At 52.3% G+C, this 20,606-nt stretch carries 14 protein-coding genes, 1 tRNA gene, 1 other RNA gene and 1 pseudogene; 5 read left to right on the top strand and 12 right to left on the bottom strand.

Translation table 11 applies throughout. The annotated features are described in order from the left end of the window. Nucleotides 1-82 precede the first annotated feature (82 nt). Nucleotides 83-625, top strand: a complete 543-nt coding sequence (locus HX448_RS07155; protein WP_162485823.1) for a pyridoxamine 5'-phosphate oxidase family protein — start codon at nucleotides 83-85, stop codon at nucleotides 623-625. Nucleotides 626-725: 100 nt separating this feature from the next. Continuing rightward, on the top strand, nucleotides 726-2,189 hold the full coding sequence (locus HX448_RS07150; protein WP_102329956.1) for a dihydrolipoyl dehydrogenase family protein: 1,464 nt from the start codon (nucleotides 726-728) through the stop codon (nucleotides 2,187-2,189). A 244-nt stretch (nucleotides 2,190-2,433) separates the two neighbouring features. Here HX448_RS07150 and HX448_RS07145 read toward each other — a convergent pair whose 3' ends face one another. After that, a complete protein-coding gene (locus HX448_RS07145) occupies nucleotides 2,434-3,321 on the bottom strand; it encodes a substrate-binding domain-containing protein (RefSeq protein ID WP_102329957.1) in 888 nt (295 codons plus the stop codon). 399 nt (nucleotides 3,322-3,720) lie between these two features. Beyond that, a complete protein-coding gene (locus HX448_RS07140) occupies nucleotides 3,721-4,578 on the bottom strand; it encodes an NAD(P)-dependent alcohol dehydrogenase (RefSeq protein WP_226846903.1) in 858 nt (285 codons plus the stop codon). Nucleotides 4,579-4,867: 289 nt separating this feature from the next. Between HX448_RS07140 and HX448_RS07135 the strand changes: the two are divergent. Beyond that, nucleotides 4,868-5,965 (top strand): annotated as a pseudogene (locus HX448_RS07135) (recombinase family protein); the annotation flags it as partial. A gap of 505 nt (nucleotides 5,966-6,470) precedes the next feature. Here HX448_RS07135 and ssrA read toward each other — a convergent pair. From ssrA to hcp, 3 genes are all read right to left on the bottom strand, one after another. Further along, nucleotides 6,471-6,825, bottom strand: a transfer-messenger RNA (tmRNA) gene (gene ssrA, locus HX448_RS07130). Nucleotides 6,826-6,830: 5 nt separating this feature from the next. Further along, entirely contained in the window at nucleotides 6,831-7,286 is a 456-nt protein-coding gene (smpB, locus tag HX448_RS07125; RefSeq protein WP_102329959.1) for an SsrA-binding protein SmpB, read from the bottom strand. A gap of 94 nt (nucleotides 7,287-7,380) precedes the next feature. Further along, nucleotides 7,381-8,934, bottom strand: coding sequence for a hydroxylamine reductase (hcp, locus tag HX448_RS07120; RefSeq protein ID WP_102329960.1), 1,554 nt, complete (start codon nucleotides 8,932-8,934; stop codon nucleotides 7,381-7,383). Nucleotides 8,935-9,110: 176 nt separating this feature from the next. On the opposite strand from hcp, the gene HX448_RS07115 reads away from it, so the two are divergent. Further along, entirely contained in the window at nucleotides 9,111-9,935 is an 825-nt protein-coding gene (locus tag HX448_RS07115) for a glutaminyl-peptide cyclotransferase (protein WP_226846692.1), read from the top strand. 8 nt (nucleotides 9,936-9,943) lie between these two features. Here the strand turns inward: HX448_RS07115 and cysE are convergent, their stop codons facing one another. From cysE to HX448_RS07095, 4 genes are read right to left on the bottom strand one after another with little or no spacing between them, the layout of a single operon-like run. Then, nucleotides 9,944-10,663, bottom strand: coding sequence for a serine O-acetyltransferase (gene cysE / locus HX448_RS07110; protein WP_102329961.1), 720 nt, complete (start codon nucleotides 10,661-10,663; stop codon nucleotides 9,944-9,946). Between the two features lie 47 nt (nucleotides 10,664-10,710). Beyond that, complete coding sequence (cutA, locus tag HX448_RS07105) at nucleotides 10,711-11,058, bottom strand: divalent-cation tolerance protein CutA (protein ID WP_102329962.1); 348 nt, start codon at nucleotides 11,056-11,058, stop codon at nucleotides 10,711-10,713. A 7-nt stretch (nucleotides 11,059-11,065) separates the two neighbouring features. Continuing rightward, nucleotides 11,066-11,977 (bottom strand): quinolinate synthase NadA, encoded by a 912-nt coding sequence (gene nadA, locus HX448_RS07100; protein WP_102329963.1) that lies wholly within the window; start codon nucleotides 11,975-11,977, stop codon nucleotides 11,066-11,068. 19 nt (nucleotides 11,978-11,996) lie between these two features. Beyond that, nucleotides 11,997-12,665, bottom strand: a complete 669-nt coding sequence (locus HX448_RS07095) for a class I SAM-dependent methyltransferase (RefSeq protein WP_162485824.1) — start codon at nucleotides 12,663-12,665, stop codon at nucleotides 11,997-11,999. 323 nt (nucleotides 12,666-12,988) lie between these two features. On the opposite strand from HX448_RS07095, the gene HX448_RS10640 reads away from it, so the two are divergent. Beyond that, nucleotides 12,989-16,579, top strand: coding sequence for a PKD domain-containing protein (locus HX448_RS10640; protein WP_102329965.1), 3,591 nt, complete (start codon nucleotides 12,989-12,991; stop codon nucleotides 16,577-16,579). 73 nt (nucleotides 16,580-16,652) lie between these two features. Here the strand turns inward: HX448_RS10640 and HX448_RS07085 are convergent, their stop codons facing one another. The 3 genes from HX448_RS07085 to HX448_RS07075 form a co-directional block, all read right to left on the bottom strand. After that, on the bottom strand, nucleotides 16,653-16,871 hold the full coding sequence (locus HX448_RS07085; protein ID WP_102329966.1) for a hypothetical protein: 219 nt from the start codon (nucleotides 16,869-16,871) through the stop codon (nucleotides 16,653-16,655). Between the two features lie 168 nt (nucleotides 16,872-17,039). Continuing rightward, nucleotides 17,040-19,739: an Ig-like domain repeat protein gene (locus HX448_RS07080; RefSeq protein WP_102329967.1), complete on the bottom strand. Its 2,700-nt coding sequence runs from the start codon at nucleotides 19,737-19,739 to the stop codon at nucleotides 17,040-17,042. 700 nt (nucleotides 19,740-20,439) lie between these two features. Continuing rightward, nucleotides 20,440-20,515, bottom strand: a tRNA-Ala gene (locus HX448_RS07075). Nucleotides 20,516-20,606: the final 91 nt, after the last annotated feature.

Genomic DNA, 20,606 nt, shown 5'->3' with positions numbered 1-20,606 from the left:
CAGAACAAAAACATCGAAGTCTGGACAATTATCTCGGCAGGCTTAGCTGTACTGGCGGTTGGTTGTGGATTTATAGCCCAGGGTGAAGAAAAAATGTGATATAGACCCATTCCACGAGATTTCCTGTAACTGCCGGGATTTAATACATGATACAGCTACTAAAGGGATAAAGTCAGTGATGGTGTTGAGAACTTCAAAAGGCGTAGCGGCTGTACGTAATATCATAATAAACCAACTCTTTGCCGTATTAACCACAACAAACGCAAATCAGCCTCATTGTAATCTAATCGCTTTTGTCATAACTGATAATCTGAAAACGATAGTATTTGCTACTATTCGAAATACCCAGAAATACATTAATCTTGTTCAAAATCCCTTAGTTTCGCTATTAATTGATAATCGAACCAACCAGCCATCCGATATCTCGAATGCGAGCGCAGTCACCGTTTTTGGATTGGCTTCTGAAGTGTCAGACGAAAAAGCGAGATATGCTGATCAATTAATTCAGCGTTATCCCAGATTAGCTGAGTTCATCAAGCAAGCTGATACCGCTATTGTCACCATCAGTATAAGCCACTATTTATTGTCAGATTTCCATAATACAAAAAGAATAAAAGTAAAGTAATGCCGATAAGAAAGGCGACCGGAACAGTAGAATTATTCGAATAAGTATAGTTATGCTGCGCATTAATTCACGCTTGATATCAAAAACAGGATATTAACAAATGAAAAAGGACTTTGATCTCATAATCATTGGTAGCGGTTTAGGCGGTTTATCGGCTGCCATCATGGTGCTTGGATTAGGTAAAAAGGTGGCTATCATTGAATCAGGTCTTTTTGGCGGCAAGTGCACATGGAACAACTGTTTACCTTTGAAGGCTTTGATACGTGCCGGTCATGCTATTAAAGAAGCAAGGAATCTTGGAAACTTTGGATTTAGCTCTGGCGTTTTCGACTCAAATAGCCATGGAGTATTTGCCCACGTCAAAGCAGCAATCGCTAGTCGCGCAGCTGGCAACTTGCTTTCTGATTTAGAGGCAGTTGGCATCACAGTGATGTTCGGGCAACCGCATTTTACTGACGAGAATTATATAGAGCTTAACGGTAAAAGTTATTCATCTCGGTTTTTTCTGATAGCCACTGGTTCAACTCCAGTTAAGCCAGTGGTCGAGGGTATCGAATCGGTGCCAGTGCTCACATGCGAAACCATTTATGATCTTGATCATATGCCTAAATCGATAATTATCTTAGGCGGAGGACCCGATGGAGTTGAATTCGCTCAAGCTTTCAGAAATATCGGGCTTGAAGTAAGCTTGGTTGACATTGCTTCTTCGATCTTAAACCGTGAGGATAACGAACTTACTTCCAGTTTGGTCGCTATCATGAAGGCTTCTGGTATCCGATTGTACACAGGGTGCCGTACCATTAAAGTTGTAGGTAAGGGAAAACCGATCGAGCTTTCGGTTACCGGTTCAGATTTCCATGAGGTGATTCAGGCAGAGGTGCTTTTAACGACTGCCGGTCGCGCCCCTGCAGTTGGAGGACTTCAATTAGAAAATGCGGGTGTCAAGTATTCGAAAAAGGGCATCCAGACTGATGCCCACCAAAAGACATCCACCCCTAATATCTATGCGTGTGGTGATGTAACTACGCCCCTTCAATTAGCTATGGTAGCTGAACAACAAGGTCTTATAGCCGCCAACAACATGTTTATTCCTTTAAAAAAATGTTTTCGTTCCGAAAACATTGTTTCGGTCGTCTTTTCTGACCCACCCTTGGCTCACACCGGCTTAACTGAGATTGAAGCGATTAAGCGTTATGGTAGTAATCTACGCATATATAGATACGATTACAGGTCTGTACGACGAGCTGGGATTGATGGAGGAGAGGAAGGTTCAGCCAAAGTAATAACCACTACTGGTGGTAAATTGGTGGGTGCTCATATTCTGGGGGTAGGTGCCGATGAGATCATACAGCAGTTTCATTTGATGCGACATTCTGGAAAAACGATTGCCGGATTACATGATGTTGGTTTTGCCTTCCCCACTTATTCTGAGGGTATAGTCAAACGGATAGGAGATCTAGCTTATCTTGACAGTGTCTCGAGTAATTCTTTTGTAAAATTGGGGCTAAAATTATTGCCTGGTTACAAAAACAATCTTGAACGTGCTAGGCGTGCTTTGCTCTAAAGGAGAACCTGGCGCCTAAATGAATTTACTTGGAACAATAGATATTCTGGAGTGGTTAAGATCCCTACAGACCGAGAGCGTAAAACTCTCGGTCTGTTGTTAATATAATCCTCCTCGGAGAGTCGAGCCTCTCCGAAACGCGGGAAATTCTGGAGTGGATCACTGAAGAGATGAGCGAGGGGTTGGTGAAGCCCCTCGGTTGTCTATAACTCCCAATTTTAACAATCACGTTACCCCCCATCATTCAGGATGAAGACAAGAATGAATCTATATTCTCCTGTGTAATCACATCAATGCCTGTATCAATCCTTTGGGGAATCTGAACGCCTAAAGTAGACTGCCACAATATTAGAATTGACATGGAGCCTTGAACTCTTGGAATAGTTGAAACTGATGATTCTATCACGCCCTCTTTGATTGCTTCGAGTATAGGTTTAATCCCGTCCATTCCAACAACTTTAACCTTAAATGTCTTATCCGATTCCTTTATTGCAGAAGCTATGCCTATCGGTCCAGAAGCATCACAACACAAGTAACCGTTGAGGTCAGGATTAGAATTAAGAACAATAGCCGCTTGCTGCTTAGCGATCTCAATATCATCATTGTCGATTCCTCCGTCAACAATAATGATATCAGAGCATTTTTTCAAAACCGACACTTGTGCTTCGTAACGCGCCTTGTGATTTGGGGCACTTGGGAAACCTTGCATGACCGCTACTTTCCCTCTCTCTCCAATCAATTTAACTAGGCGCTCAGCAGCCACCACTCCCTGCTGTGTGAAATCGTTTCCAACACTTGAAATCCCCTCATTTGATGATGGGGAGTCAAAAACAATTATGGGAATACCCTTAGTTTTAATTTTTGCAATAGCCTTCATCTCACATGGGTTAGCAAGAGGGTCAATTGCGATACCATCACAATTGGTGGATGCAACTTTGTCAAGAATAGAATTCTGCTCATTTATATTTGCGGTTTTAGGTGCAAGATACTCAATCATTATCTTTATACCCAATTGATTTCCGAGTAATTCAGCTTGAGCCAAGGCACCCTTGTTGACTTCATCAAACCAGGGATGGCTAACCTTTGGAATAATTGCAAAACGAAGATTCCTTTTTGCAGGATTGCCTCTCATTGTATTCTCCTCCTAGTTGACAAAATATGGTGCTGTCTTTGTCCTGAACTGAAATGACGTTTTTAGTCTTTCCGTAATGCGGGTGTACGGTTCTTCATAAAAGCATTATAGCTTTAGCAGTACGAATTACAAGAGCTTAAAAGTATGTCTGCAGGGCTTTTGATCGATTCGATATGAAGAGAGTCGGACTCTCCCCGCAACGTGGGAGCTGTTAACCTGGCTCCTAAGCATCGTCTTTCTCGGAGCGTAGGACTCGCGCCTTAAACGCGACGAAGCCTCTTTGTTTATGTTAGCTTCATTCTCGGAGAGTCGAGTCCACTCTGAAACGAGATATTTTTAGATTGGATGGGAATTAGATGGTGGCCGTAGAAAACCCCTCGTGTGTTATTAGGTAGGTTGTCACGCCTTAGAATTTGGTAGAAGGTCATTATATAAGACAATCCGATATCTAGCCTTGTTCTGCCGTACGATTTCAATAGCTTTGTTTATGAGTGACATGGGCATAGATTGGATTAGAGGCTCAATATTGTGCTCGGCGGCGAAAGCCAGCATTTCTCTCATGACCAGTCTCGAACCAAGAAACGAACCGGTTATCGTGAGTTCGTGCGCGACGAGGTCGGTGGAATTCAAAGATACGTTGGGGAAGCCTATCATGACTATGGTGCCCCTCTTTTTCAGGATCTCGAGTAACGGCTCCCATTTGAAATTACCGTGCGCGGTGCAGAAGAGAAAATCGAATGCATATTGCCGCTGCCTGAGTGCGGTCCTATCGTTTAGATCAAGAAAGTGATCTGCCCCGAAAGAAAAGGCTTGTTTTTTCTTGTCGGGAGAGGAAGAAATAGCGGTGACCTCGTAACCCATAGCATGCGCAAACTGTATCGCGAGGTGTCCCAAACCGCCCATGCCGATAATCCCGATGTTTAAAGGTAATTGACTGACTCGCGCTATTAAAGGGGAATAAACAGTAATTCCGGCGCACATCATAACAGCAGCTACTTCCGAGGACATGGACCGGGGAAGTAGATTGGCAAAGCGGCTGTTTGCGACAACAGATGACGAGAAACCGCCATAAGGCAGCCATGTCGCCGCTTGTACGATGTCCATGCAGAGTTGTTCTTGACCCTTACTACACCATTCGCATCGTCCACATGGCCGGCCTAGCCAACCGATGCCGACCCGGTCTCCGATCTTAAGGTCGCCTGTACTTGATCCGACCTCCGACACGACACCAACTATCTCATGGCCGGGAACGGGCAGTCTCGGTGATGTTCTACTGTGAGACGCCTCGCCACTTCCGTGGTTTCGTCAACGACCAAGGATATGTCAAACAGGTAATAGATGTACTGGAGAGATTGCAGGAAGACGATGGATATGGCTCCTGAACAACTCAGTAAGGATGCGTTGACGGGTAAGGTGGAAGCGGCTACACTCACCACCACTTCAAGAGAAGGGTCAGAACTTGACGCCTTATTGGTTAATCAATTCTTGGATGCACTTGCTGAGGTAGCTCTGTCGATAGCATCAAGGAAGGATAAGGTCCCTATAGTTGAAAGCGACCGACTTGCTTGAACAGAAGAGAGCGGTTACCTACACAAGGGTCTCCGATCAATCCCAGGTGCAGGGTCATTCACTTAGCGCTCAAGAAAGACTTTTCCGTGAGCTCTGCCAGAACAGGGGCTGGCAAGCGGTTGATGTTTATCGGGAAGAAGGCAAGAGCGCTCATGTCGATGCTATCAATAAGCGTCCAGTCTTTCGGAAACTTCTAGACGATGCCACAAAACATCAATTTGATGTCATCGTGATCCACACCCTCGACCGCTGGAGCAGGAATCTGAAGGTGATGCTCGAGTCATTATCGATCCTGTCCAAGCACAACATCGGTTTGATATCGATCACCGAGAGCCTGGACTATTCCACGCCAGACGGCATGCTGCACCTACACATGCTGGGAGCTTTCAACCAGTTCTTTTCATCTTCTCTGGCCAAGCATGTGAAGAAAGGACAGGAACAGCGGATATTTGAGGGCAAACACCATGGGGCTATCCCTTTCGGATATGAATCATGCTGGGACAAATCAGAAAAAGGCGAGAAGATCAAGAAGTGCGACCCCGAGCACCCAGCCGGGATCCATATTCATCCAACTGAGGGACCAACGGTAACCGATCTTTTCAGACGCTACGCTTCTGGCTCAGCAACGTTGGCTACCCTTGCTTCCTGGCTCAATGCTCAGGGTTTCAGGACCAGAAATACTAAGGCAATGCCGGATGCCATTGGCAACCTTGTTTCAGGACCAAGGTTCTTCACAACCGCCTCAGTGAGAGGCATACTTCACAATCCATTCTTTACAGGTCAAGTCATCTATCGAGGTAAGGCCTTACCTGGCGCTCATCAACCGATTGTCAGTAAAAAAGTGTTTGACACAGTTCAGGCAGCACTTAGAAAGAACTGCAGCCGGTCTGAGACTCTATCGTCTCACCCTGAAAGAGAATATCTGCTTAAAGGCTTGGTGAGATGCGCCTATTGCGGTATGCCGATGTGGGCTCAGACCTATAAGAGCGGAAATACTTATTATCGGGAACACAAAGCCACCAGGAGCATTGAGGACTGTCCCGGACATGGAGGAGCCATAAGCTGTTCAACTATCGATGAACAGGTTAGAAGCTTAGTCTCAGCCATTGAACTCGGTCCTAGGTGGCTTGAAGAAGTACTCTCGGTGATTGCCTTGAAAGATGATGTTGACCGGATCAACCAAGAAAGGGAAGAGGCTAAAGGCAAACTACACAGAATGGGCAGAGCTTACATCGATGGTCTGATTGAAGAGGAAGAGTACAAGAAACAGAAGAGACTACTAGAACTTAGTCTTGAGTCTCTAATTGTTCCTGACTATAACGCCGCTGAGGAAGCTGGAAAGCTTATTCTGGATCTTCCAAAGCTATGGGCTAAAGCCAACCTCTCAGAGCAGAGAAAGATTCTCGTTACCATGCTTGATGCAGTTTACATCGATGCGAAAGCTGGGAAGAATGTGGTTGCCGTGATGCCAAAGCCGCCCTTTAGGCCGATCTTCCAAGTAGCTTCAGCCAAGAAAGATTCTAAAATCCATATAATAAACGAGCCCTTGGGATCTTCTCCCAAAGGCTCGGTCGTGTTTCTGGTGGAGACGGGGGAGAGTCGAACTCCCCGTCCAGAAAAGACTGTCCGGAATTTACTACAGGTCTAGCCGGATGTTTGTTTCTCGCCCTTTAAGCTTCAACCGGCGGAATCTTTAGGGGCCAGCCGATTTTTCTTTCGCCTTCCGTATCGGTGTCTGGTTGGAGGCACCCCAATCTTTCGGCACCCGGTCCGCGCCCGTTGGGGTGGAGCGCGGCGGATGCGCTGGCTTTATTTAGCCGGCGAGAACGAGTTCACGTTCGCCAATTGTATTTTGCCACCAGGATTAATGAGCTTAGCGGCAAGCTCAACCCGCAATTCCGTAACTAACCTCCCCTGTCGAAACCACGCGTCCCCATGATTTAGAGCCGGTTTTTGAGTACCCGGCCGAGTTCCCGCTCGCACTCGCGCTTCTCGATGACTTCACGCTTATCGTAGAGCTTCTTGCCCTTACCCACCGCCACTTCCACCTTGGCGATGTTGCCCTTGATATAGATCTTGGTCGGCACCAGGGTGAGTCCACGCTCTTTGATCTTGCAGAGCATCTGGCGCATCTGTTTTTTGTGGACCAGAAGCTTGCGCTGCCGGGTCGGCTCGTGGCTCATATAAGAGCCAGGCTCATAACGGGCGATGTGGGCATTCAAAAGCCACATCTCGCCGTTCTCAGGCTTGACATAGGCGTCGCCCAGGCTGACGCGGCCGCCGCGGAGGGATTTGATCTCCGTGCCGGTCAGCACCAGCCCGGCTTCAACCGGGTCGCTGATGAAGTAGTTGTGGTACGCCTTCTGGTTGGTGGCGACGACCTTTATCTCAGCCATATTAATTATTATACCATAGGATTGTTATGCCCGGAGAATTCTGAACGTAAGGGGTGCGAGCCAGCGGGATGCGCCGGCCTCGCACCCGAAAAAGCTAACCGAGAATGGCCTTTAGATCCGCTTCTGCGGTATCGATAGGTTTAAGGCCGAACTGCTCGACCAGCACCGCCAGCACGTTGGGAGAGATGAATGCTGGCAGCGACGGACCCAGGCGGATGTTTCTGATGCCCAGCGCGAGCAGGGTCAAAAGAATGCACACTGCCTTCTGTTCATACCAGGAAAGAACCAGCGACAAAGGCAATTCGTTGACGCCGCATTTGAATGCGTCTGCCAGCGCCAGGGCGATCCGGATGGCCGAATAGGCGTCGTTGCACTGGCCCACATCGATCAGGCGCGGCAGCCCGCCGACGGTTCCGAGGTCCAGGTCGTTGAAACGGTATTTACCGCACGCCAGGGTCAAGATGAAAGTATCAGCCGGTGATTTGGCAACAAGCTCGGTGTAGTAGTTGCGGCCGGGCTTGGCGCCATCGCAGCCGCCAACCAGCAGGAAGTGTTTCACTGCACCGCTTTTGACCGCCTCGATAACGGCGCCGGCCACGCCCATCACCGCCTCCAGGCCAAAGCCGGTGGTCAGGGTTTTACCGCCGTTGATGCCGGTGAACTCCTGGCGAGTTTTATAGCCGCCGAGTTCTAGTGCTTTTTCGATGGCCGGGGTATAGTCGGTCCGCCCACCAGACTCGGGCAGGTGCTTTAGACCGGGGTAGGCGACCACCGCCGAGGTAAAGACCCGGTCGGCGTAGGAAGCCTTCGGTGGCATGAGACAGTTGGTGTTGAAGACGAAGACCCCGGGGGCGCCGGCGAACTCCTGCTGCTGGTTCTGCCAGGCTGTGCCGAAATTTCCTTTAAGATGGGGATATTTTCTCAGCCCGGGATAGGCGTGAGCCGGCAGCATCTCGCCGTGGGTGTAAACGTTGACGCCCTTGCCCGCCGTTTGCTCCAGCAGTTCCTCCAGGTCGAGTAAGTCGTGGCCGCTCATGACTACGAACGGGCCCGGTTCGATGGTGGTGGTTACCTGCGCTGGCGCCGGGTGTCCGAAAGTCCCGGTGTTGGCGGCGTTCAGGAGTTCCATGCATTTCAGGTTGACGCGGCCGAATTCCATCAGCAGGTCAAACCACTCGGTGACGGAATGCTCGCACTCGATCTCGCGCAGGCCTTTGTACAGCCAGCCGGTAACCGTTTCATCGGTATGACCCAGGGCTCTGGCGTGCCAGGCATAGGCGGCCATGCCGCGCAGGCCGAAAAGCAGCGTTGAGCGGAGTGAGACGATGTCGGGATCGCCCCGCCACAGGGCGGCGGCCGGGAATGTCGCGGATCCGCCCAGTCGACTAGTCTGACTCCTGACCTCTTCCACCAATTCTTTGAAATCTTGATTATCGAAATTGACGTTGGTGACGGTGACGAACAGTCCCCGCATCATCAGACCATCCATTGAGGAATCGGTGTTTTTACCCTCGACGGTTCTTGCCAGATCGACCAGCGCAGCCGTCAACTCATCTTGCGCGGCTGAAACCTGCGGCGATTTACCGCAGGCGCCAACTTTAGTGCAGGCTTTGCTGCCCACCGTCTGCTCGCACTGGAAACAAAACATTTCGCCCGAAATAGTTCTCCCTTAATAAAAATTGTTCGCGCTCTCAATCGCGCGACAAAGCCAGTATATAGCTGACCGCGGTTGGTTGTGTATGATTTGGATCAAGTTGACGTTCAGGATTTTGGCCTGATGTCACCAGAGGGATATTATTTAGTCGTTGTCTTTAGGGGGAAGTGATGCACTTGACGAGAATCCGGGAGATGGTTGCCGCGGCGTTTGTCGCCACGTTGCTGTTTTCCCTGTTGAGTTGCGGCACTGCTCCAACGACTTCGACTACTGCTCCCCAGACCACCACTCCCCCGGTCGCCGAGTACACTTATCGCATCGTCAACACCTACCCTCATGACCGGGGTGCCTTCACTGAAGGCTTGATCTACAGCGATGGTTTCCTCTACGAAAGCACCGGGCTTTACGGGCAATCCACTCTGAGAAAGGTTGAGTTGGCTACCGGCCGAGCCTTGCAAAACGCAAGCCTGGACTCTAAGTACTTCGGCGAAGGATTGACCGTGTGGCAGGACTCGCTCGTCCAATTGACATGGCAGACCCATATCGGTTTCGTGTCTTCCAAAGACACGTTTAGTGTGTTGAAAAGCTTCAGTTACGCCACCGAAGGCTGGGGGCTGACGCAAGATGGAACCCGCCTGATTATGAGCGACGGTACCTCGACGATATACTTCCTGGACCCGGCGACGTTCCAGGTGAGTGGCAAGATCGAAGTCAAAGACAAGGGCACGCCGGTAGTCAACATAAACGAACTGGAATACGTCAATGGCAAAATCTATGCCAATATCTGGATGACCGATAAGATCGCCGTAATCAACCCGGGTACCGGCAACGTGGAATCCTGGATTGATTTAACCGGGCTGCTGCCGCCCTTTTCCAATCCCGTGGCTGTCGATGTGCTCAACGGGATCGCCTACGATGCAGCAGGAAAGAGGCTTTTCGTTACAGGGAAGCTGTGGCCGCTATTGTTTGAGATCGAACTGGTGCCTAAGGCTTGAACCGTTGGCTAGGTTGGCTCGTTTGAATCAAATTCCTTGGCCAGTTCCTTGAGCTTGTCCTCGAGTTCATCGGTCGGTGTCACGATGCTTCCCAGTTTTTCCAGTGCTGCCAACCGCTTGTCCAGCTTGGCATGTTCGGCCAGCATGTAACGCACCGCCTCGGCGACCGGATCAGGCAACTTGCCGTGTTCGAGGTCGGTGACGACCTGTGGTTTATGTTCCTCGACGACGCGTCCAGGGATGCCCACAACAGTTGACCCCGGCGGCACGCTCTTGACCACCACTGATCCCGCCCCCACACGGGTACCATCGCCCAGGGTTATGTTGCCCAGGACACAGGCGTTGGTGCCGATGACCACGTTGTTGCCCAGGGTGGGATGGCGCTTGCCTTTGGACAGGCTGGTGCCGCCCAAAACCACGCCCTTATAGAGCAGTACATCGTCACCGATGATGCTCGTTTCGCCGATGACCACGCCCATTCCATGATCAATGAAAAAACGGCGGCCGATGGTGGCGCCGGGGTGGATCTCAATGCCAGTTAGAAACCGCGTTACGTGTGAAAGCCAACGCGCCAGGAAATGCCATCTGATCTTCCAGAACCAATGGAAAATCCGGTATCCCCACAGGGCGTGAAGGCCTGGATAGCAGAAAATGACCTCGAAGACACCCCGCGCCGCCGGGTCCTTTGTGAAAACATTATTGATATCTTCGCGGACGGTATTAAACATCTGTTCGCTCTTGAACAGCTATTATACGGCGGCGAACCTTAAAATAGCTACGCAGCCGGTTCTTCAGCCTCAGGTTCGAGTGATTCATCGATCCATTCGAAATAGCTATCGCTGCCGCCGAGGACCGGCAGGGCGATGATTTCCGGGTTTTCGTAGCTGTGGATCTCGGTCACCGCTGTTACGATATCATCGAGCAACGCGGCTTTTGTCTTGACCATTAACAGGCTTTCCGTAGCGTTCTCGACGGCGCCTTTCCACCAATAGGCTGAGTTCATGCCGTCCATGATGCTGACGCAGGCGGCTTTTTTCTGCTCCAAAAGCATCTTGGCGATGAGCCGGGCTTCCTCATTGTCGGCGGCGGTGACCATGACCATCATGTATTTGAAATCGTTCATTTAGCTTTTATCCTTTTACCTCAAGCATTCTTTCTATCGCCAATCGCGCTTTTTCGGCGACAAGTTCCGGTACTTTGACCTGGGGCTCCTCGGTCTCGAGGGAATATAAGACCTTTTCGAGGGTGATCAGTTTCATATTAGGGCAGACAGCCTGCTCAGAGACTGGATAAAACTTCTTCCCTGGATTCTCTTTCCGCAGGCGGTGGATGATGCCCATTTCCGTGCCGACGATGAATTCATTATATGCCGGATTCTTGGCATATCTGATCATCCCGCCGGTGGAAAGAACTGCGTCGGCGATCGCGGCAACTTCAGGCCGGCACTCAGGATGCACCATGGCCTTGGCATTCGGATGATCTGCTTTGAGTTCCAGGATGTGTTCCGGCAGTATGCGGGCATGGGTTGGGCAGTAACCCGGCCAGAAGTGGATTCGCTTTTTGGTCTGCTGCTGCACGTAATAACCCAGGTACTGGTCGGGAACGAAAATGACCTCCGGGTTAGGCACGCTTTCGACCACTTTTACTGCATTGGCGGAGGTGCAGCAGATGTCGCTTTCAGCCTTGACCTCCGCCGTTGAGTTGACATAACACACCACCGGGCGGCCCGGCAGTTGTTCCTTCATCCGCCTGAGCCCGGCGACGGTTATCATGTCTGCCATTAGGCAACCAGCATGGGCGTCGGGCAGGAGGACTCTTGATCCCGGCGCGATAATCGCCGCGGTCTCCGCCATGAAATGTACGCCGCAGAAGACGATTAGCTTCGAACCCGTTGCCGCTGCTTTTTGGGACAGTTCCAGGGAGTCTCCTACAAAATCGGCAATGTCCTGGATTTCACCCAATTGGTAATTATGCGCCAGAATGACTGCGTTCTTTTCCTTAGCTAAAGCCCTGATTTTGGCGGCGACGTTATCAATGTTCATGGTCGAAACCTCTCGAGGACTAATCCTTAACACTCTCGATGATCTGGAACATCCCCCCCAGAGCCTCTCTCTTGCACAGCACCCGCATGCCTGATGCCTCGACCTCGCCCGACAAACTGCCTTTCATCATCCGGTAGGCGGTGTCATGTTCGAATATTCGTACGAAGACCGAGACCGCCTGGCGGGCGGGGAAACGGCGGGGTAGGTTGTAATCCAGGGTCAGGAACTTGCCGCCCGGTTTGAGGACGCGGAAAACCTCTTTCAAGGCCCCGGCGCGGATCTCCTTCGGGATTTCGTGCAAGCCGTAGGAACATAAGATGGCATTGAATGAATTGTCGCCGAAGGGCAGGGCATCGACACTGGCGCGTTCGAAACCGACCCACTGGGCTGGTACCTTTCTCCGGGCGACGGCCAGCATATCGGGCGAAAGGTCAACGCCGATGATGTGACCCTGGTTTACCTCTTCGGCAATAATGGCTGTGGTGGAACCTGTGCCGCAGCAGATGTCCAGCACCTGGTTCGTATCCTTCAATTTCGCCATGGCTACGAATTTTCGGCGGAATCTTTTTTCACCCCCGAAGGGCAGAAAAGCTAGTTTCGTTGTCCGGTCGTAGAGTCCGGCCCACTTCCGCCAATAGGCGACGCTGTAGTAATTCGGGGTTTTTATCTCAGGGGAAATTTCGGCCATAAACGCTCCTCGGTTGAATAGCAGCATTATACGGGCGGGGGCTGGGGGCGGGCAAGAAATGATAGGCTCCAATCGATTAAATAGGACTTCAGGGACAAAACCTAACTATACAATACCATTGCTAACTTATGCCGATCATCTGGCCTGAAAAACGAGTATTGAAATGTGTAAAAAATAAGTAGATATACCTATAGCACCCAACATTATTCAGTTTAATAATGACTTAAGTACTGAGCGAAGTGTTTTTCGGGAGGTGTAGCGGTGCCCCATTTCGGTTCCCGGATCTCAATCCACGGTTAATAAAAAGGAAGGAAGGATTTTTAATGGAAAGATTTGACATGATCAAAATGACACGCCGCGATTTTGCCAAAGCGGCAGGCGCAGCTGGCGTAGCCTTAGGCGCGCTGGCGGCAACTGGTGTCCAACTCATTGAAAAACCCAAGAGAGTCAAAGCTCAGGCGGCGGTCATGACGCCGAACTCCCAGGGCCAGGTGCCCATTGTGGGAGGAACTTTGACAAAATACCTGGATCCGCTGCCTGTTCTGGATATCACTCCATTGCCTAACGGAACAATCCAAACTATCGTCACGCCTGCCTCTCAAGTCAACATCGAGATGCGTGAATTTAAGGCAAACATGCTGCCTTCTGATTTTGTTCCGGCCGCCGGAACGTACACCGGCACCTGGGTGTGGGGCTATGTAACGGCAGGGACCGATACCACCATCACCCGCGATACTTACACCGGACCTGTTGTGGTAGCCGCTCGCGGCACACCCAACACCTTCAAATTCACCAACAATCTTGGTAATGCAAATACCACCAACGTACTGGCATATAAATGGGCCATCGACCAGAGTCTCCATTGGGCTAACCCCGATGGTTCCCCGATGTATATTCCAAATGCGGATCCGGGGGTTCCGTGGATCGGCAACCCCGCCCATTATCTGGCGGATATCCCTGCCGCGGTGCACCTGCATGGCGGAGAGGATATCGCGGCGGTTGATGGTGGTCCTGAAGCTTGGTTCACTTCTGCTGGGAGGACCGGCAAGGCATTCTACTCCGAGGGCTGGGACGGCATTACACCTCAGAATTATTCCATCTATACTTACCCCAACATCCAGGAAGCGGCCCCGCTTTGGTTCCATGATCACACCCTGGGTGCCACCCGCCTTAATGTTTACGCCGGTCTTGCAGGCGCGTACTTGCTAATCGATCCGAACCTACAGCTTCCCCCCGGCCTTACTGCGACTGGCGTGGGAACTGATGTCCTGGTTCCGCTGGTTATCCAGGATCGTATCTTCGATCAAAACGGTCAGCTTTACTTCCCTGCCGGCCCCGATGATCCCACCAATCCTGCGTTAAATCCGGAGCACCAGTTCTGGGCTCCGGAATTCTTCGATGGTGATCCTAATACCTTGGCTGCGTTATGCGTCAACGGTAAGGCCTGGCCTTATCTGAACGTTCCAAATACAAGGCAGCGCTTCTTCCTGATCAACGGTTCCAATTCTAGGAGCTATATCCTTAGCTTTAAAAATGCTCCCCCTCCAAATATTCCGACTCTGGCGGGATACCAGGTGACTAATATCAATCCAGTCGAACCCACCATCTGGCAGATCGGCACTGATCAAGGCTACCTGGATACCCCGGTGGCTGTTGATTACCTGCGGATCATGCCCGGCGAGCGGGCTGAGTTCATCGTCGATTTCGGTACCGCCGTCGTGGGCGACAGGCTCGTTCTTCACAACTTTGGTCCAGATGCTCCGCTGAGCGATCTCACCGCCACTGGTTTCAATGATCCAGCCACAACGGGTGTCGTCATGCAATTTAGAGTCACGGCAGGAGCCCCGGATACCGGATATAACCCGGCAACAGGTCCTGCAATCAGGGCGGGCGCGCAACAGATCGTGCGTCTGGTAGATCCCGCCACGGGGACTCTGGCCGCGGGCGTAACCGTAGATAAGATCCGCGCCCTGACCCTCAATGAGATCGCTTTCGATACCCCTCGGACCACTCCCGTCGACGGCACCGGTCTTGTTTACAACTGGGTAGGCGGTCCACTGGAGGCTGTGGTCAATAACTCCAAGTGGAATGGATTGCGGCCCGATCCCGCGATGCCGAACGAGCATATGTCTCCGCCTCTGTTGCCTGTTAACGGCGGCCAGTCTGACGGTTTGATGAACTGGTTGACCGAATTCCCGGTTGAGGGTACAACGGAAATCTGGGAGATCATCAATACTACTATGGATGCCCATCCTATTCACACCCATCTGGCTCAATTCCAGGTATTAAACCGGGAGGCCTACATGGGTATGTGGCCGGATCCAATGGCCGTTCCGCCCATTCCCGTATCTACCGGCTACATCGCGGCTTATGAAGCGGCATTCGCTTCTGGAGCTTATGAACCGGCTTTTGGACCTCCGCTGGCCTATACACCTTCAACCGCCTCGGGAGGAAAATACGGGGGCAACCCGGACATCACCCCATTCCTCACCGGTGGAGTAGTTCCGCCCGATCCTAATGAAGCCGGCTGGAAAGACACGGTTTTTGTTCCCCCGTTCATGGTTACCAGGTTTGTTGTCCGCTGGGGTCCGCAGCACTTCCCGGTTACTACTCCTGCTGCGGATATCCATTATGCGTTCGTTCCCAATGGGCCGGTCCAATCTCAGGCCTGGCCGAACGGCATGTATGACTACGTCTGGCACTGCCATATCGTTGACCATGAAGACAACGAGATGATGCGGCCGGATGCGGTCTATGCTCCGCCCGTAGTCACGATCAACAGCGCCGCGGCTGATCCTACCACCTTCGTGCTTAGTGGCGGTGGCTCGTACCGGGCTTCCGGAGCGGCTCCCTGGACGGCAACGGTCGACTATGGTGATGGAACCGGAGTCAATCCGCTGGCTCTGAACACCAACATGACTTTCGTATTCAGCCACACCTACGCTCAGCATGGCTCGTATACCATCACCGTTGTGGTTACCGACCGTCTCAACACCTCCGGTACCGCCACTGCCCTTGTAGCCTTTACCGACGTTCCGGTGGTTAATGCCGGCCCGGATGCAGCTATCAACGAGGGCGATACCTTCGTCAGTTCCGGTTCCTTCACCGATCCGGATGTCGATCTCTGGACGGCCACCGTTGATTACGGCGACGGATCCGGAGTCATGGCCTTGGCTCTTAACGCTGACAAGACTTTCGCCTTGAGCCACAAGTACACCGACAATGGTGTGTTCACTGTAACCGTAGTCGTTATGGATGACGAAGGTGGCAGTGGTTCTGACACGGCGATCGTTAGCGTCGGCAACGCTGGACCTGTAGTCAATGCAGGGCCGGATAAGACAATCCCGGTGGGTGGCACCTTCGCCAGTTCGGGTTCCTTCACTGATCCGGGCAGCGATGCCTGGTCGGCAACCGTAAACTACGGCGATGGGTCGGGAACCATGAACCTCGATCTTACGGACAAGACATTCGTGTTAAGCCATGTCTACACCACCGCTGGCAGTTTCACCGTCACGGTGACGGTCGCTGACGATGATGGTGGAGTAGGATCCGACACGGCTGTCGTTACCGTTAAGGCTCCGACTCAGGTCGATGCTGACTTTGCTCCGAAGGTGTTCAATCCGAATGCTAAAGGCACGTTCAAGATGACCGTCTTTGGCAGCTCCACCTTCGATGTTAGAAACATCGATCAGGCTACCGTCAGGATCGGCCCCACGCCTTTCGGCAATGTGTCCACCCGGCCGACCAAGATCCAGATTCAGGACACCAACGCCGATGGGATAGCGGACCTGCTGGCATTCCTAGATCGACCTGACAGTGTCTCCGCCGGCCAGACTTTGGTATCCATCTGGGGCATGACCAAGGATGGGTTCGGATTCTTTGGCACGACCAACATCAAAGTTCTCAGTCGTTGATCCCGGTCCTTCCTAAAGAAAGAGGGTGCCACACGGCACCCTCTTTCTTTTATTCGATCTTGGTCCATGCATCTTAAGATTCTGAGCGGCTTTTTCTCCAATCCAGGAAAATATATGCACCGAGTGCCACGCCGAGGATTCCGTTCAGGAATGCGAATGGGTAAAACACGGTGCCGCGGACAATGAACAGGTTGGAGCTTTGAAGCGTGTCTCCGTAGAGTCTCAGGATGATAAAGTTGCCAATCAGCACCATAGCGACGATCGATAGCAGAAGGCGGAGCGTGGTTTTCATGGTTAGGCAATCATATTCCAGTCAAGCCAAACATGCCAGTCCATCTTGGACGGGCACAACGAAAATCGGAATTGCCGGCGATGACTCAATAGGTCCTGGTGAACGAGCCGATCCTCCTGGCTTGTCCACTGCCCTCTAATGCCGTTTAGATCTTGACGATGCAGGCTGTCATCTTTTCCGTCTGGCGATGCTGATGATCACACCGACGGCCAGGATCCCGGCGGCGCCCCCGAGGACTACCGGTAACCAACCGAGCGCTTTACTGCCGCTGTTAACCGGGCTGGATGCCGGGGGAGCCGCGGTCGTTGTAGTGACCGGCTCTGTGGACGGCATGGCTATTGTTGTCGTTGGAATAACCCCCGTGGTGGTTGGGGGCAGCGTCGTCGTTGGCGGCGGAGTCGTCGTGGGAGGCGCCTGGATGGCGCCCAGCAATGCGAAGGTGGTGAAGTGGGTGATGGTGGCGGTGACCATCTTTTTGGAGGTGTCTACGCTGCTGGCAAGCTTGACCCACACCGAGCCGTCCCACCAGGCGATGTACAGGCTATTTTCACCCACATTCGACGCGAGTTCGGCGGCAGAATAGGTGAAGGTGATCGAGATGCCGGGATTGAAGGTAACGCCGGTGGTGCCCATTTCAATGGTCGCGATGAGCGCCTGTCCTGCTGGCGTCGGCGGCGGGTTGTCGACCGCCCTGGCCGACAGGAAAGGCTGGGCTGCGCCGGCGGCGTTCCAGATATAGACGCCGACCGGAATGGACAGTGTGACCTTGCCGTCTGCGGTGCTGATGACGCCGGGGGTGAGTGACTTGCCGTTGCCATCCATGAAGGGTGATTCACCCGCAAGGTTGATGCCTATCAACTGCGACCCGAAACCGCCGCCTCCTCCCCCGCCCCCTCCGCCGCCGCCGGTACCGGGGGTATTAACCGTCTGCGAAACCGCATTGGAAGTCGTGGAAGAATAATTGGCGTCGCCGCTATACACCGCGGTGATGTTGTGGTAACCGCTGGGGAGAGTGACGGTAATAGAGGCGGTACCGCCGTTCAGGGTCACCGGCCCGGATCCCAGCGCCGCCTGGCCTTCCTTGAAGGTCACCGTGCCCGTAGGGTTGGGAGCGGTGGCGGCCACCGTCGCTGTAAATGTAATCTGGGTGTTGGCGTCCGCAGCCGGGTTGACCGAGGATACCAGCGTGACGGACGGCGCGGGCAGCGCGACGCTGATGGTGCCCGACCCAGTGCCGTTGTTGTAATTGATAGTGTCGTTTGGCACAAAGCTGACGTTTATTAACTTGTTGCCTGGGGTCAACGTACTGCCGACTGTCAGTATCGTGTTATTCGAGGCCAGTTTGTAGGTGAACGTGCCCGGAATAGCGACACCTGGCTGATTTGGATTGGTGGCCGTGGCGTTTAATTGGGCTGCGGTGAGGGGCGTCGCCGCGGCAATCCCGGCAGGGTGGTAAGCGATCACCGGCGTTACTTTCACAATTAGTGTGGCAGCGGTGGTGATTACCGTTGTCCCGTTTGGCGGCGGCTGGTTGTTGTGGAAGACCGCTCGGTATCGATTGCCGCTCATGGCGGCGGTGGTATTCGAGATAACGAGCGTGGTGGAAGTGGCGCCGGTTATCTGGGTAAATGCCCCGTTGTTGACACTGACTTCCCACTGGACGGTGGGCAGGGGGTTGCCGCTGGCGGTGGCAGTGAAGACGGCGTTGGCGCCGGCGGTCACCGATACGTTAGCCGGGTTGGCGATCACCAACGGCGCCGCATTCGGAAACGGAAAGACCTTGAGCATGACCTGGGAAACGGCCGCGCCCGAAAGATAATACACCGAGACTCCGGTAGAATTGGACACCAAAGAAGGCAGGTTGCCTGCGTCCACGGCGGTCCCGGCACCGAAACCCGCGCCGCTTGAGAGCGCGTACATGATGTTTGTGCCGGACAGGTAAGCCGCCGCAAAGGAACTTCCGCCGGTTATGGCTACACCAGTGACGTTCCCCATTGAAACCTCGGACCAGGTTGTTCCCAATGTTGCCGAGTAAGCGCTTCCCCCCTGGGCGTACGCCGCCCGGACACCCGTACCGGTGGTAGCGATCGGGTTCTGGCTGAACTGGGCTTCGGAAGGCCTTGGTGGGGATTCCATTCGGGTTCCGCTCCCGGCCGAATTGAAGTAAGCTACCGAATATGTGATAACGTTAGGAGTTCCGGGCGTGTTAAGCTTGTGACCGGCCGTAACGTGATAGACCCCTGCGGAGTCGATGGCGATGTGTGGATTGGAGTAGTAATTTCCGATGCCGCGGGTGTTGTCTAGCCCGCTATCAAAGATCACCGTCGCCGTTTGGAAGTTCCCGGTGGTGAACATCGTCTCTGCCAAGGAGTCTCCATCCCAGTCTGCGGAATATATCACCCTGGGTGCGTTATCGGCGCCGATGGCGATGTCGGGATTACCTCCCAGCGGTACGTCTCCCACCAGAATGGGCGATGCCGGCCATCCGGTTGTCGCTCTCTTTTTGTAATACGAGCCATCGTTGGCTGCCCACACGATCTGAGGCAGGTTGTCCGGGCCGATGGCGATCGCCGGATTGTTATCGGCGAAACCGGTTGGGGGAGTATCGACTACTTCCTCGGCTCCGCTGGTCCCCGCTCGGTAATAGATAGCCCCGCCGCGCTGGTAAACGACATGGGTGATACCTGTTGAGTCGATGGCGCAGTCCAGGTTTACGTTGGACGTGGTTGAATTCGTCAGCGTGTAGGTGCCGCCGGTTTGCGCCATTGCGGGGATAACCATGAATCCCAGCATCAGGAACGAAGCGACCGCTCCTATAGCCCCGGCTACGATGTGCAACAGAACACCATTGTTTTTCAGGGGATTCATGCTGTTTCCCTTCAAACGGAATTTTTTATCAGGCCTTGTTTCTAAGACTTTTTACGTATTATGCGTTTCATCAAGCTTAGACACTATCCGTATTCTTACGTGTTTTACGGGGTAAAAATACGTAATTAAATTGAGTTGGGGGAGTGTTTACCTACAATAAATTTCGCAGCAGGATTGCGAAGGTTATTCTGAATGCGTTTAGGTGAAGGATTTCAGGTATATCAACATAGCGAGCATAGTACATAACAAATATTCCCTGCCAAAAACGACATGAGTCGCTTGACATAGTGAACTTATGTGCTATAATACCCCATGAATGAAAACAGCACAAATGTGTCTGAAGCAAATTATGAAATGAATTGCGTCATCTGGTTTCGCGCAATGAGTTCATTGGAAAGCCGGGAGAGGCTTCCGAGGTTAGTTGCTACTGAAGGGACGGTCTTTCAGAAGATTTGATTTCGGAAACGAATCTTGCGTTTGCGGTAAAGCTAATTAAAACCGAATCGTTTCGCAAAAAAAGCTTTTTGGGGTCGGAAAAACAAATCTGTAAAAAATGAGGAAATCAGCTGGTCGTGCGAGGAATTTGGTTCAGGGGTGGGGGATCGAACCCTCTAACTTCCTGACCAGGTCTCTGAATAGACAAGGCGCTATGGGTTGTAGGAATCACTGAATAGAATGTAGAAATGAAAAGAAGGCAAATTGGTGGAGCCGGAGGGGATCGAACCCTCTACCTTTTGACTGCCAGTCAAACGTTCTCCCAAGTGAACTACGGCCCCACGAGGACAGAATCGAAATATAGCATATCAGCCCGGTTTTCTGCAAACCAGATTCTCCAAATGGGCTGGTTCAGCCCGGATCTCCCATGGG

This window comes from Dehalogenimonas etheniformans (genome assembly GCF_014672715.2).
In the GTDB taxonomy this organism is placed as follows: domain Bacteria; phylum Chloroflexota; class Dehalococcoidia; order Dehalococcoidales; family Dehalococcoidaceae; genus Dehalogenimonas; species Dehalogenimonas etheniformans.
The sequence above is the reverse complement of the archived record's forward strand: the minus strand, read 5'-3'. Positions and strand labels throughout refer to the sequence as shown.